At 65.0% G+C, this 14899-nt stretch carries 9 protein-coding genes and 1 pseudogene; 4 read left to right on the forward strand and 6 right to left on the reverse strand.

The window, feature by feature from the left end; all coding sequences use genetic code 11:
* Position 1 precedes the first annotated feature (1 nt).
* The 6 genes and pseudogenes from D8W71_RS28390 to D8W71_RS09210 all read right to left on the reverse strand — a co-directional run.
* Positions 2-2395, reverse strand: a pseudogene (locus D8W71_RS28390) (AMP-binding protein); the annotation flags it as partial.
* Positions 2362-3402, reverse strand: a complete 1041-nt coding sequence (locus tag D8W71_RS09185) for a condensation domain-containing protein (protein WP_161965433.1) — start codon at positions 3400-3402, stop codon at positions 2362-2364. The pseudogene D8W71_RS28390 and the gene D8W71_RS09185, both read right to left, overlap by 34 nt.
* Before the next feature lie 281 nt (positions 3403-3683).
* Positions 3684-4598, reverse strand: a complete 915-nt coding sequence (locus tag D8W71_RS28395) for an AMP-binding protein (protein ID WP_121112855.1) — start codon at positions 4596-4598, stop codon at positions 3684-3686.
* 572 nt (positions 4599-5170) lie between these two features.
* Positions 5171-7456 (reverse strand): condensation domain-containing protein, encoded by a 2286-nt coding sequence (locus tag D8W71_RS09195; RefSeq protein WP_328588827.1) that lies wholly within the window; start codon positions 7454-7456, stop codon positions 5171-5173.
* Positions 7419-10067 (reverse strand): amino acid adenylation domain-containing protein, encoded by a 2649-nt coding sequence (locus tag D8W71_RS09205; protein ID WP_153275351.1) that lies wholly within the window; start codon positions 10065-10067, stop codon positions 7419-7421. Before D8W71_RS09205 ends, D8W71_RS09195 begins: the two co-directional genes overlap by 38 nt.
* Before the next feature lie 80 nt (positions 10068-10147).
* A complete protein-coding gene (locus tag D8W71_RS09210; protein WP_121112863.1) occupies positions 10148-11017 on the reverse strand; it encodes an ABC transporter ATP-binding protein in 870 nt (289 codons plus the stop codon).
* 210 nt (positions 11018-11227) lie between these two features.
* On the opposite strand from D8W71_RS09210, the gene D8W71_RS09215 reads away from it, so the two are divergent.
* From D8W71_RS09215 to D8W71_RS09230, 4 genes are all read left to right on the forward strand, one after another.
* Positions 11228-11485 (forward strand): MbtH family protein, encoded by a 258-nt coding sequence (locus tag D8W71_RS09215; protein WP_121112865.1) that lies wholly within the window; start codon positions 11228-11230, stop codon positions 11483-11485.
* Positions 11486-11523: 38 nt separating this feature from the next.
* Positions 11524-12579, forward strand: a complete 1056-nt coding sequence (locus tag D8W71_RS09220; RefSeq protein ID WP_121112867.1) for an ABC transporter substrate-binding protein — start codon at positions 11524-11526, stop codon at positions 12577-12579.
* Positions 12580-12658: 79 nt separating this feature from the next.
* On the forward strand, positions 12659-13729 hold the full coding sequence (locus D8W71_RS09225; protein ID WP_236077808.1) for an iron chelate uptake ABC transporter family permease subunit: 1071 nt from the start codon (positions 12659-12661) through the stop codon (positions 13727-13729).
* Positions 13726-14805: a FecCD family ABC transporter permease gene (locus D8W71_RS09230; protein WP_121112871.1), complete on the forward strand. Its 1080-nt coding sequence runs from the start codon at positions 13726-13728 to the stop codon at positions 14803-14805. Before D8W71_RS09225 ends, D8W71_RS09230 begins: the two co-directional genes overlap by 4 nt.
* The last annotated feature ends 94 nt before the right edge of the window (positions 14806-14899 follow it).

Genomic DNA, 14899 nt, shown 5'->3' on the forward strand with positions numbered 1-14899 from the left:
AGCCCGGATTCATTGTGGGTACGGGTGTCGGCGATGTGTGCCAGAGCGTGGATGGTGCGGTGGGTAAAGATTTCGGCGGCGGTGATGGTGATGCCGGCGCGTCGGGCTCTTGTGACGACCTGGATCGAGGAGATGGAGTCACCGCCGAGACGGAAGAAGTCGTCGTCGATCGAGGGTGGGGTGTCGGTGGGGAGGTGCAGGATGTCGGCGAACACGGTGGCGAGGACGGTTTCGGTGGCCGTGGTGGGTGCGTGTCCGCCGGCCAGTGCCCCGGTGAGGTCGGGTGTGGGGAGTGCGCGGCGGTCGAGTTTGCCGTTGGGGGTGACGGGGATGGTGGTGATGGGGATGAACACCGTCGGGACCATGTAGTCCGGTAGTCGGGCGGTCAGGAAGGCGCGTAGTTCGTCGGGATCGATGTCTGTGCCGGTGTGGTAAGCAGCGAGATAGGTACCGGTGCTGGTGGTGGGTTCGACGGCGATGACGATCGCGGTCGACACGGCGGGGTGGTGCTCCAGGACGGTGCGGATCTCGTCGAGTTCGATGCGGAACCCGCGGATTTTGACCTGATCGTCCGAACGCCCGAGGTAGTCGAGGTGCCCGTCGGTGTTCCAGCGGACGAGGTCACCGGTGCGATACAGACGCTGACTGGTGCCGGTGCCGGTGCCGGTGTGGGTGTGGGGGTCGGCGATGAAGCGGGTGGCGGTGAGGTCGGGGCGGGCGAGGTAGCCGTCGGCGAGTTGGATGCCGCCGAGGTAGAGCTCACCTGTCACACCGACCGGTACGGGGCGTAGCCAGGTGTCGAGTACCCGGGTGACGGTGTTGGCCACCGGCACCCCGATGGGCACGGTCACCACGGCGTCGAGCGCGTGCGCGTGGACCGGTTCGGCGGTGACGTCGACGGCGGCTTCGGTGGGGCCGTAGAGGTTGTGCAGTTCGGCGCCGGCGAAGAGGTGGTCTGCGGCGGCGGCGTTCGCGGCGGGAGGGCTTCGCCGGAGAAGAACACCCGCCGCACGGAGGTCAGTCGATGCGGGTCGGGGGCCGAGGTGAGGAATGCGGCGAGCATGGCGGGGACGAAGTGCAGGACGGTGATCCGGTGGCGGTCGATGATGTCGGCGAGATACGACGGGTCTTTGTGGCCACCGTCCTTCGCGACGACGAGGGTGGCGCCGACGACGGCGGGGAGGAAGAACTCCCACACCGACACATCGAAGACCGACGGGGTTTTCTGCAGAATCCGATCACCGGCGCCGATCCGGTAGTCGGTGGCCATCCAGGACAATCGGTTGACGATCGCCCGGTGGGAGATGGTGACACCTTTGGGGCGTCCGGTGGTGCCGGAGGTGAAAATCACGTAGGCGGTGTCGGCGGGGGTCAGGGCCCGGGCCAGGACCGGCGCTGCGCTCTCACCCTGTGTGAGGCGTGCCGCAACCGTGGGGTCGTCGAGGAGCTCGCGGGTGATCACCACGGCCGGGGTCGCGTCGTCGAGGATGTGCCCGATCCGCTCATCCGGATACGCAGGATCGATCGGGACGTACGCGGCCCCTGCTCGGATCACCGCGAACAACGCGGTCACCAAGTCCACTCTGCGGGGGAGTTGGACTGCGACACGGTCCCCGACCTGCACCCCGTGCTCGACCAACACATGTGCCAACGCGTTGATGCGTGCGTCGAACCCGGTGTACGTCCACTCGGATCCGCGGTCGTCGATGACCGCGAGCGCATCGGGATCCACACTCGCCTGACGCCGAATCAACGCATCCAACGTCGAACTCGCCACCGACACAATCGGACCCGTCGAGAGCGCGGAGATCTGGTCCGAATCGGCTGCGGGCAATGCATCGAGTGCTGCCAGTCGTGTTTCCGGTGCGGTGGTGAGGGTTTTGAGGACGCGTTCGAAGGTGGTGGTGAATCGGTCGATCGTTGCGGGGGTGAAGAGTTCGGTGGCGTAGGTGAGGTAGCCGGTCATGCCGTTGGGGGTGTCGACGATGTCGAGATCGAGGTCGGTCTTGACGGCGCCGAGCGCGGAGGGCCCGTTGTTGGTGACGTCGATACCGGGTAGGTCTGGTGTGGGTTCGGTGTCGCTGTCGATTGTGTTGTGGGTGAGCAGGATTTGGAAGAGGGGTGTGCGGTTGGTGGTGCGGGGTGTGTTGGTGGTGCGGGTGATGTGTTCGAAGGGTGCGTGTTGGTGGGCGAATGCGTCGAGGATGGTGGTGGTGGTGGTGGTGGAGGTGGTGGGTGGAGGGGTGGGGGGGAGGGTTGACGAAGTAGCCGATGAGCTCGTGCAGTCCGTCTTCGGTGCGTCCGCCGACGGGGGAGCCGATGGTGATGTCGGTGCCGGCGCCGAGGAGGGATGTGTGGTGATTATGGTGACGTGGTGGAGGGGTGAACATCGGATCTGGTGGAGTTGGTGAGGGTGGCGGCGGTGGTGGCGGGGTGGCCAAAGTCTGGTGGTGGAATGGAGGGTGGAGTGGTGGAAGGAGTGGATGGAGTGGAAGGTGACCGGTAGTGGTGGTTCCGGCCTGTCGTGCGTGGCGGTAGGCGGCGGCGATCGGCGATGAGGGCGGGGGTGGACCATTCGTCGATGGCGTGGTGGTGCGCGATGAGGGCGATGGTCCATCGGTCGTCGGCGGTGCGGTAGACGGCGACGCGGAGGGGGAGGTCGGCGGCGAGGTCGAATCGTGTGCCGATGAGGGTGTCGAGGGCGGTGTCGATGTGCGCTGGTGTGCTGTGCCGCATGTCAACGACCTGGATCGAGAGCCGTTCGGCGACGTGAGCGGGTTCGACGATGTGTTGGGTGAGGGTGCCGTCGTGTTCGACGAGGAGGGTGCGTAGGGGTTGGTGGCGGGTGACGAGGTCGCTGATGGCGGCGGTGAAGGCGGTGGTGTCGAGGTTGCCGGTGAGGGACCAGATCGTGGGTACGACGTATTGGGTGGCGGGTCCGCCGAGTTGGTCGATGACCCAGAGTGCTTGTTGGCCGTAGGAGGCGGGGATGGGGTCGGTGAGTGCGATGTCGGTGATGCGCACTCGTGAGGGCGCTGTGGCGTCGTCGATGTCGAGGGTGGTGTCGATGAGGGTGGCGAGGTCGGTGATGGTGGGGGTGGTGAACACCTCTCGCAGGGTCAGGGACGTGCCGAGTTCGGTGTTGATGCGGGCGGCGACGCGGGTGGCGGTCAGGGAGTGCCCGCCGAGGCGGAAGAAGTGGTCGCCTGCGGTGAGTGTGGTGTCGTCCGCGAGTCCCAGGACCTCACGGAAGAGCCGTCCGAGGGTCTTTTCCGTATCGGTGTCGAGTTCGCGTCCGCCGGTGAGGGTGGTGGTGAGGTCGGGTGGGGAGGGTGCGGTGGTCGAGTTTGCCGTTGGGGTGGTGGGGATGTCGGTGATGGGGATGAAGACGGTGGACCACAAGTGGGTAGCCGGTCGGTGAGGTATGCCCGCAGTTCCGCGTCGGTGACGTCGTCGCCGGTGTGGTAGGCGGCGAGGTATTTTCCGGTGCCGCCGCCGTGGGTGTTCGGGTGGTCGGTGGCGATGACGACGGCTCTGGAGACGGCGGGGTGCTGTTCCAATACGGTGCGGATGTCGTCGAGTTCGATGCGGTAGCCGCGGATTTTGACTTGGTCGTCGGTGCGTCCGAGGTATCAGGTGTCCGTGGGTGTTCCAGCGGACGAGGTCGCCGGTGGTAGAGACGCTCACCGGTGCCGGTGCCGGTGCTGGTGCTGGTGCTGTGTGGGGTTGGCGATGAAGCGGGTGGCGGTGAGGTCGGGGCGGGCGACAGCCGTCGGCGAGCTGGGTGCCGCCGAGGTAGAGCTCGCCGGTGATGCCGGTGGGGACCCTGCAGCCAGGGTCGAGGACGTGGGTGGTGGTGTTGGTGATGGGGTGCCGATGGGGACGCTGGTGCCGTGGGTGTCGGTGGCCGGTGTCGAATGGTGGGGTTTCAGGAGGTGGTTGGTGGAAGGGGTGGCGAGGGTGGTGGGAATGTTTCGCCGCCGAGGGCGAGGTGGCGTAGGGGGGTGTGTGGTTGAGGTCGAGTCCGGTGTCGAGCATGGCGTGGGCCATGGTGGGGACGAGTTCGACGAAGGCGATGGGTTCGGTGTGGAGGATGTCGGTGAGGTAGTGGGGGTCTTTGTCGCCGCCGGGGCGGTGAGGCGGATGGTGGCGCCGATGGTGAGGGGCCAGAAGATTTCGGGGACGGAGACGTCGAATCCGATGCTGGTTTTCTGGAGGACGCGGTCGCCTTCGGTGAGGGGGAAGACTGTTTGGCGCCAGGTGATGAGGTTGATGATCGCGTGGTGGGAGATCATGACGCCTTTGGGGCGTCCGGTGGTGCCGGAGGTGAAGATGACGTACGCGGTATCGGCGGGTGTGAGCGTGGAGTCAGCGAGTGTGGTGTCGGGAGTTGGGGATTGGTGTAGTGCGGTGGTGGTGACGACGGTGTTGCCGTCGAGTGCTTTGTGGTGGCGGGTGTGGAGGTCGATGGTGGTGATGACTGCGATGGGCAGAGTCTCGGGAGGATGGGGGGTGATGCGTCTGGTGGAATGGAGTCGATGGAATGGCCAGGCTGGATCGAGGGGCTGGGACCAGACTGGACAAAGGTGGGAGTGGATGGATCAGGATGGAATGGACAATGGAGTCCCAGGGGGGGCCTGAAATGAGGAAGGGATGGAAGGACGTCAGGTGGATGAAGGATGGAGGAAGGGTGGAATGGAGTGGAAGGAACAAGTGGTGGCGGATGTGGTGGAAGGAGTGGAGGGTGGATTCTGTCGTGGATGGTGGAAGGACGGGATGTGGTGGTGGTGGACGAGGGGGAGGGGGTAGTGGTGGACGTGGACGTGACGTGAGGGTGGGGAGGTCAGTTGGTTGTGGCCAATGTCAAATGATGGTAGGCCGGTAGAGGGTGGTCGAAGTGGTGAATGGTGGAGGGTGGTGGTGGTGGAATGGAGGACGCAGGGATGGGGATGGACCAGAGTTCATGGAAGAATGGAAGGTGGTGGATGGAACAAATGGAAATGGATACAATGGACAGGCTGGAAGGATGGATGTCAGGGGTGGAAGGGAAGGAACCAGTGCCTGGAAACCTGGCTGGTGGGTGGTGGCGATGAGGGTGGGTCTGGTGACCTGGGCGAGGGCGGTGCCCAGGTGTGCAGTGAGGTGGTGTGGTCGTGGTGGGTGAGCCAGTTCAGGAAGGTGGGGTGGGGTCGGGTCGGGGACTGGTGGTGGGTTGTTGCAGGCGCGCAGTGTGTCTGATCAGTGGGGTGGACCAGCCGTCGGTGATGGCGTGGTGGATGGTCAGGATCAGGGTGTGCTGGTCTGTTGCGGTGGTGACGGCGGTGACACGCATCAACGGCGCGGCGTCGAGAACGAACCCGGTTTTCCGGTTCTGTGCCACGGCTTTGTCCACGGCATCTGACTCGCCGGTGCCGTTCACTGTGGTGAGTTCGACGGTGGCGTGGGTGGGGATGACGGCGATGTAGGTGCCGTGGGTGGTGGGTGTGATTGCGGCCTTGAGGTTGGGGTGGATCTCGGTCAGTGTGTGTAGTGCGCCTTCGAGCCGGTCCGTGTCGAGTGGGCCGGTGAGGTGGATCAATGTGTGGGTGAGGTAGAGGTCGGCGTCGGTGGTGTCGTCGAGCATGGATTCGAAGACCATGCCGTGTTGGAGTGGGGTGAGGGGTTGGACGTCGGTGATCTCGCCGTAGCGCTCTTCCCACACGGTGAGGTCACCGTAAGTCGTACCGCTGGCGGTGAAGTCCGTGAGGGAACGGCGCACGCGCCCTGCACCCACGCTGGTGGCGTAGGTAACGAGAGTCTGTAACGCGGAGGTCCACAACTTGACGAGTTCGTGAGCCTGTTCGCTCGTCAGGATGTTCTGGGCGTAGGCGACGGATCCGTCGAACGTAGGCTCGCCGTCGCTACCTGTGAGAACCGCGATGTTGACATCCACCACTGCTGCGGCGGGCAGTTCTGCGGGTAGGTGTGCGCGAATTCCGGAGCACTCCGGCGAATTGGACCATGGTTTGGCGGCACCGTTGCCGGCACTGAAGTTGCCGAGGTAGTTGAATCCGATGTCGGGGGTGGTCGTCGGTAGGGCTACGTCGGGGTTGAGGTGGGTGAGTATGCCGTGGCCGATGCCGCGGTCGGGGATGCGTGCGAGTGCGTCTTTGATGCGTAGTACTGCGTCGGCGGCGAGGGTGGGGTCGGTGACGGTGGTGTTCGGGTCGAGGTCGGTGAGGTCGGCCAGGACCGGGTACCAGGTGGTGAACCAGCCGATCGAGCGTGAGAGGTCTGCCCCGGGGACGAGTGTTTCTTGGCGGCCGTGGCCTTCCATGCCGATGGTGATCGGGAGTGGGTCGAGGCCGCGGCGTGCGCGCCAGGCGCTGGTTGCGATGGTCAGTGCGGTGAGCAGGATGTCTTCGACGCTCGCGGTGAGTGCGATGGTGACGTCGCCCAGAAGGGTGGCGGTGAGGTCGGCGGGAACGGTGAGGTGGATGTGTCCGGTTGTGGCGTGGGTGTCGCGGTCGGGGTCGATGCTGCGGTCGCCGAAGAGGGGGTGTGTGGCGTCGGCGACGGTGGTCCAGTGTTCGAGTTGGTCGGTGAGGTCGCGGTCGTGTGCGCGTTCGGTGAGTGCGTGGGTCCAGGTGGTGATGGAGGTACCGACCGGTAGCAATTCGGTTGTGGTGGTGCCGGTGTCGAGTGCCCAGGCGTGTGTGAGGTCGTCTTCGAGGATGCGCCAGGAGACGCCGTCGACGGCGAGGTGATGGATGACCATGACGAGCCGGCCGGTGCTGTCACCGGAGTTGGTGCACCACATGGCGCGCCACAAAATCCCGTTCGTCGGATCGAGTTGCTCCGAGAGCCGCGTCGTCACAGCAGTGACGTATGCAGGCCAGCGCGGTCCGGACCAGCCGTCGGTGAACTCGGTGGTGTCGAGTCGCGTGGTGACCTCGATCGGGGTGGCGGCGCCGGTGAAGTGCGGTGCGCCGGAGTTGTCGATTCCGAGGCGGCCCTGCAGGGTCGGGTGATGTCCGAGGACCTGGGTGAGGATTCGTTGGAGGGTGTCGGTGGTGAGGTCGGGTGGGGTGGTGAAGACGAAGGATTGGGTGAAGTGGTCGAAGCCGGGTCGGTCTATGTAGCGGGCGGCGATCGGCAGTAGTGGTGAGGTGGTGACCGCGATCGGGCGGGTGTGGTGGTGGTGTGGAATTGGATGGGCGGTGGTGGAATGCGGCGGTGGATGGATGATGGGCGGTGGACTGGATCGAGCCGAAAATCGTGGAAAGAAATCGGTGGTGGGTGGTGCAGGATGTCGGTGAACACGGTGGAGTGGTGGAGTGGAAGCAGTGGTGGGAAGTGGGAGGCGGTCGAGTTTGCCGTTGGTGTGACGGGAATGGTGTCGATGGGATGGAAATCCGGTCGGTGAGGAACGCAGTTCCTCACCGGTGACCCGTGCCGGTGTGGTAGGCGGCGAGATAGGTACCGGTGCCGTTCGGGTGGTCGACGGCGGTGACGATGGCGGTCGATACGGCGGGGTGGTGTTCGAGGACGGTGCGGATGTCGTCGAGTTCGATGCGGAACCCGCGGATTTTGACCTGATCGTCCGAACGCCCGAGGTAGTCGAGGTGCCCGTCGGTGTTCCAGCGGACGAGATCGCCGGTGCGGTAGAGGCGTTGACCCGAATCGGTGGTGGGGTCGGCGATGAAGCGGGTGGCGGTGAGGTCGGGGCGGGCGAGGTAGCCGTCGGCGAGTTGGATGCCGCCGAGGTAGAGCTCCCCTGTCACACCGACTGGTACGGGGCGTAGCCAGGTGTCGAGTACCCGGGTGACGGTGTTGGCGACGGGCACCCCGATGGGGACGGTCACCGCACCGTCGAGGGCGTGCGCGTGGACGGGTTCGGCGGTGACGTCGACGGCGGCTTCGGTGGGGCCGTAGAGGTTGTGCAACTCCGCTTCGGCAAACAACCGGTCTGCGGCGGCGGCGTTCGGGGCGGGGAGGGCTTCGCCGGAGAACACCCGCCGCACCGAGGTCAGTCGATGCGGGTCGGGGGCCGAGGTGAGGAATGCGGCGAGCATGGCGGGGACGAAGTGCAGGACGGTGATTCGGTGGCGGTCGATGATGTCGGCGAGGTAGTCGGGGTCTTTGTGGCCGCCGTCTTTCGCGACGACGAGGGTGGCGCCGACGACGGCGGGGAGGAAGAATTCCCAGACGGAGACGTCGAACACCGACGGGGTTTTCTGCAGGATCCGATCGCCGGCGCCGATCCGGTAGTCGGTGGCCATCCACGACAGGCGGTTGACGATCGCCCGATGCGAGATCGCGACACCTTTGGGCCGTCCGGTGGTACCGGAGGTGAAGATGACGTAGGCGGTGTCGGCGGGGGTCAGGGCCCGGGCCAGGACCGGTGCTGCACTCTTACCCTGTGTGAGGCGTGCCGCAACCGTGGGGTCGTCGAGGAACTCGAGGGTGACCACCAGGGCCGGGGCCGCGTCGTCGAGGATGTGGGTGATGCGTTCGGCCGGATACTCGGGGTCGATCGGGACGTAGGCGGCGCCGACACGGATCACCGCGAACAGCGCGGTGACCAAGTCGACACTGCGGGGGAGTTGGACTGCGACACGGTCGCCGACCTGCACACCGTGTTCGATCAGGACATGTGCCAACGCGTTGACCCGGGCATCGAAGTCGGCGTACGACCACTTGACACCACCGTCGTCGATGATCGCGACCGCACCCACAGACCCGGCCACCCGGCGTTGAATCAACGCATCCAACGTCGAATCAGCCACCGACACAACCGGACCGGACGAAAACGCGACATCAGCGTCGACCACCCTCAGCGACGCGATCCGAGCCTCTGGATCGGCAGCGAGCCGACCCAGGAACTGCACGAATCCATTCGCTGTGTCGATCACTCCGGAAGCGGCCATCGCAGGATCGCTGGTGGCCACATCCAGGAGGAAGCCGTGGATCGAATCGCGATACGCCATGAGGTCGAGGAACCCGACCGGTCCGCTGGCGATCGTCTCTTGGCGTCCGCGGATCGGACCGAACGATTGGTTGTAGTCGAACGCCTTGATGTTCAACTGTGGGATCGCTTGGTAGTCGTCGGGCCCGTTCGGCCACATGCGCGCCAGTTTCTCCCCGGCCACGGTGTGACGCGCAGCGGTTCGGACTTCACTGCTCACCTGCTGCAAGAGTTCGCGCACGGTTGCCGACGGGCTTGGACGGAAGACCACCGGGGCTGCTCCGACGAGCATGGCCGGAGTCGTCAGAGCGGGCCGCCCGGACCGGTTCATCTGCGGCAATCGCACGGCGAACGCATCTCGGCCGACGAGGGCTGCGGTGTAGAGGCCCCAGCCCAGGGCGACTACATCGGACCACGTCACGCGGGCGGTACGAGCCAACTGGTCGATCGACTCGGCCACGGTGGCCGAGATCGTGACGTGCGTTCGAGCGTCGGTGAGGAAGAACTGTCGGGACGCGTCGAAGGTGATCGGAGTGATGTCGTCGACGGCTTCGAATCGTTGCAACCAGTGGTCGTCGACGTTCGCGGCGCCCGCTTCTGCGAGCTCGGAGTACGCCCCGAACCATCGCGGCGGGATCTCCTCGTTGTCGACGAGCGCGGTGTATACCTCGCCGACGCGGCGGGTCACCAATCCGAGGCCGTAGGCGTCCAGGAACAGGTGATGGGTGGCGAACTCCCACGCCCAGCCTTCGGCTCGGCGGTGGATGACCGACATCGATTCGAACCGGTCGTCGCCTGCGCCGAATTCGTGGCACCTCGTCCACGCTTCGGCCCGGATCCGGTTATCCGGTTGGGCGACCTCGACCACAGTCGTCGTGCCGACTGCCCCGCTCGTCCGGCGCAACACCGGTAGTCCGTCGGCATCCTCGACGGGGCGAAGGCCGAGGACGTCTGCTTCGGATATCGCGACGTCGATCGCACGCTCCAAGAGCGGGGTGTCGATCTCGCCGTCCAGCCAGATCAGTTGCGAGATTCGAAAGGCGTCGGCACCCGGTGTGACCTGCTCTGCAGTCCAAACGCCCAACTGCGCGGACGTCAGCGGAAGACGAACCTCGATCACACCGAACTCCTTCACTAGGGAAATGCTTAGCCTAACCTAACACTAGTGTTGGAGCCGTTGTGAGGAGGAGTTGCGGGCTGCTACTTCGCCGTTTGCGGGATGCGCTGTCGGCCTAGCGGTGTGACCGCCGGAGTGCCTGTGATCGGGTCGGGCTGGACGACGCACTCGAGTCCGAAGACCTCGTGCACGAGTTCGGCGGTAACGATTTCCGACGGCGCGCCTTCGGCAACGATGGCGCCGTCCTTCATAGCGATGAGGTGGGTTCCGTACCGGGCCGCGTGGTTGAGGTCGTGCAGTACCGCGACGAGTGTCCGGCCGAGGTGATTCAGGTCCGTGAACAGCTCGAGGAGTTCGATCTGGTGGGAAATGTCGAGGAAGGTGGTCGGCTCGTCGAGCAGCATGATCTCGGTCTCTTGCGCCAAAGCCATTGCCACCCAAACGCGTTGGCGCTGTCCGCCCGACAGTTCGTCGACCGGTCGTCCGGACAGTTCGGTGACGCCCGTTGCGTCCATTGCCGTCAGCACCGCCGACTCGTCGGATGCGGTCCACTGCCGAATGAGCTTCTGATGCGGGAACCGGCCGCGGGCGACCAAGTCGGCGACGGTGATTCCGTCCGGCGCGATGGCGCTTTGCGGCAACAGGCCGATACGGCGGGCGACCTCCTTGGTCTGGTAGGTACGAATGTCCATCCCGTCGAGAATCACCTGCCCGGCGTTCGGCTTGATGAGCCGAGACAGTGCGCGTAGCAGCGTCGACTTGCCGCAGGCGTTCGGTCCGACGATGACGGTGAACGACTGGTCGGGAATCGACACGCTGAGTTGCTCGGAGATAACTCGTCGGTCGTAACCGATCGTGGCGGAATCGACGCTGAGTCGGTCAGTGGAAACCGGTGTGGAGGCGAGGCCAGACGAGGTGGAGCGACCGTCTTGGTGGATGGTCATTTTCGGCAATCGTCTGATCCTTCTATCTGAGCCCGGTGGCCTCACGCTCGAATCCGGCAATCGCGGGACCCAGGCGAGCGTGCGGTGCTGAAGATAGCCTAGCCTTAACTCGCTTTCGTTGCTACTCTCCTCTGCGATATGTCCGCTGCGCGAGCAACCTGTCGGTCAATCCGTATCGCTGTACCGAGTAGCTGCAGGCGACCAACCGAAGGAGAAGAGTTGGCGAACAACCCGTTCGACGACGACGAGGGCCGCTTCTTCGCGCTCGTCAACCATGAAGAGCAGTACTCGCTGTGGCCTACCTTCAAGCCGGTCCCAGGTGGATGGGCGATCGTTTTCGGAGCCCCCGACGGTGCGTCGCGCGCGGCAGTGCTCGAGTGGATCGAACAGCAGTGGACCGACCTGCGTCCCAAGTCGCTCCGAGACGTGATTGCGCAGCGAAAGTCCTTCGAGGTCACCGTTTCCGCGAACATCTGACCGACCCCCGAACTTTGGAAGTAACGAGAGGATCATCAATGAAACCGCTTTCCGCGCGAAGTCGCGCGACAGCACTCCTTGCCGGCGTGGTCAGTGCCGGCTTGGTGCTCGCGGGCTGCGCGAGCAACTCGTCCGACGGTGCCACCAACGGTGCGCCGAGCGACAGTGCGTCGAGCAACGGTGCGTTCCCGGTGACGATCGACGCCGCCTACGGTGACGTCACCGTTGAGAAGAAGCCCGAGCGAATCGTCGCTGTAGGAACGGACTGGATCGGGTTGTTGGACATCCTCGGCGAGAAGCCCGTCGCGGTTTCGGGGGAAGAGTCCGACCTCGACGACTACCCGTGGTTGCAGGGCCGCTACGACGGTGACTTCAACGCAGACCTCTTCACTGCGGACTACACGGACTCGCCTGAGGCGATCGCAGCGCTGCAGCCAGACCTGATTCTGACGAGTGTCTGGAGCGTCGACGAGCAGCTCTACGAGCGACTTTCTTCCATCGCGCCAACCTATGTCGGTCTGGAGACGACGGACGAAGGCGGCGATACCAGCTGGCAGGACAATCTGACGTCGCTTGCGGCGCTCACCGGGCATGACGAGAAGATCGTCGAGGAGACCGAAGCCAAGTACGACGCCGCGTTGTCGGATGCCGCCGCGAAACTGCCTGGCCTGCAAGGCAAAACATTTCAGCTGGGTGTGCTCGATGGCGAGGATCAGCAGCTTCAGCTCACCGAATATGCGAACGAACCCATCGAGGCCTTGGGCTTGACGCCCGGAGACGGACAGCCGACAGGCGGGGCGGACAGTATCGGGGCGAACGCGCCCAAGTACTCGATGGAAAATATCGACAAGTTCTCCGCTGACGTCGTTTTCATCGTCACCCACGAGTCTGCCGACCCGGAAAACAAGTTCAGGACGGCGTTCGAGGCCGATCCCCGCGTTCCCGAGCTCCTCGCCGCGAAGAACGGGACGCTCGTCTACCTCTACGGACCGCAGTGGCTGGCGGTGAATCCGCCGACTCCATCGAGCGTGCAGTGGTGGCTCGACGAGGTTGTTCCGCAGTTGGAGGCATCGGCGCTCAACACGGGCGCCTAGGACAGAGCCATCTTTCATCCAGCCGCCTCGTAGCGAACGAGGCGGCTGGATGTGCGTCCACCGTCATGAGAGAAGCCGAGTGACAACACGAACTGGACATAATCCTCCGCCCGCGCAAACGCCGGAGGGGGTTCGCCGCGCAACTGCGTCGACGAGCCTCGGACGTCGCGCACTGGGATTGATCGTCGCGATCGCTTCGCTGGCCGTCTTGGTGCTCCTGAGCATCGCCGTCGGATCGAAGGACATCCCGCTGTCGGTCGTGTTCGACGCACTGCTGCACAACACGGGCAAGGGTGACGCGTTCGTCGTGTGGGACATGCGTATTCCTCGGACGGCAGTGGGTCTCGCCGTCGGCCTCGCACTCGGGGTGTCCGGCGCGCTCATCCAGGCGTTGACCCGCAATCCGCTCGCCGATCCCGGCATTCTCGGGGTCAACGCCGGCGCCGAATTCTTCGTCGTGGTCGGTATTGCGGCGTTCGGGGTAACCACCGTCAGCGGGTACGTGTGGTTCGCATTTCTCGGCGCACTGGTCGTCACCGTCGTCGTCTACGTGATCGGATCGATGGGGCGCGGCGGTGCCGACCCCGTCCAACTGACGCTGGCGGGTGTCGCATTCGGAGCGGTCCTGTCCGGCATTGTGACCGGTTGGGTTCTGACCGATCCGAAGACGTTCGACCAGATGCGTGGCTGGTACGCAGGCAGTCTCGTCGATCGTGGTTGGGACGTTCTGCTGCCGGTGCTCCCGTTCCTGATCATCGGAGTGGTGCTGGCCGCGATCGCGGCCAGTTCACTGAACACCATCGCACTGGGGGACGATCTGGCCAGCGCGCTCGGCGCGAACGTCGTTCGCACGCGGGTGATCGTGATCATCGCGGTGACGCTACTGGCCGGTGGCGCGACGGCGATCGCCGGTCCGATCGGTTTCGTCGGCCTGATGGTGCCGCACGTCGCGCGCTGGATTGTGGGCCCGGATCAGCGCTGGATCATCGGATACACGCTCGTCCTAGCCCCATCGCTCGTGCTCGCCGCAGACCTCGTCGGACGCGTCGTCATCCGGCCGGGCGAGTTCCCGGCCGGCATCGTGACCGCGTTCGTCGGCGCCCCGGTGCTCATCTATCTGGTCCGCCGAGCAAAGGTGAGTGGCCTGTGAATTCGGTTTCTCTCGCGACTGCTACCGAGCGGCGGGTGGATTTCGGACACCGCACGCTCGTGGTTCGCAAGGGTGGTTACGCCGCACGCTGGCACGGCCGAAGTACCGTGGTGTGCGCCCTTCTGGCGGTGGCGACCCTCGTGGTGACGGTGTGGGCACTGACCCTCGGCGACTATCCGCTGAGCCTTGACCAGGTGTGGGCGGCACTTACCGGTGATCCGGACGCCGTTTTCGCTCGCACTGTCGTCGTCGAATGGCGGGCACCGCGGGCAGTCGCAGCGGTCGTTTTCGGTGCCGCGCTGGGGGTGTCCGGCGCGGCCTTCCAGTCGCTGATCCGCAATCCGCTGGCGTCACCGGACATCATCGGGTTCACCGCAGGGTCCTACTCCGGCGCCTTGATCGTGATCATCTTGATCCAGGGTTCCTATCTGCAGTTGGCCGCAGGGGCGCTGGTCGGCGGTATCGCTACGGCGGCCGTCGTCTACCTCCTCGCGTGGCGTGGCGGGGTGCAGGGATTTCGCCTGATCATCGTCGGAATCGCAATTTCCGCGATGTTGACCTCGCTGAACACCTGGTTGATGCTCAGCGCAAAGCTCAAGGTCGCTCTGAGTGCCGCAGCGTGGGGTGCCGGATCGCTCACCGGTACCAGCTGGGATCAAGTGCTCTGGGGCACTGGAGTCATCCTCCTACTGTTCGGCATCATGGCCGTGTTTTCGCCCGCCCTCAAACAGCTCGAACTCGGCGACGACGCCGCGAAGGCCACGGGTGCGCGTGTGGAACGTGTCCGCCTCGTCGTGCTCGTGATCGGTGTCGCGCTCACCGCGACCGTGACGGCGGCGGCAGGCCCGATCGTGTTCGTCGCGCTCGCGGCCCCGCAGATCGCCCGTCGCCTAACTCGCAGCCCAGGCATGACCCTCGCGCCTGCGGCGTTCACGGGAGCGTTCTTGCTGGCCGGGGCCGACGTCACGGCGCAGCACCTACTCCCGGTCGCGTTGCCGGTCGGTGTGGTGACCGTGGTTGCGGGAGGCGGATATCTCGTGTGGTTGCTCATCCGAGAGGTCCGTCGTCGACGCTGAGATCGCTGTCCCCGGAGGTATCGACGTGTGTCACCGGGGAGTGAACGGCTGTCAGCTTGACATCACCAACGGCCGGCACACAGTATTAAAGCAA

Origin of the sequence: Rhodococcus sp. P1Y (assembly GCF_003641205.1) — a bacterium.
Lineage (GTDB): Bacteria > Actinomycetota > Actinomycetes > Mycobacteriales > Mycobacteriaceae > Rhodococcoides.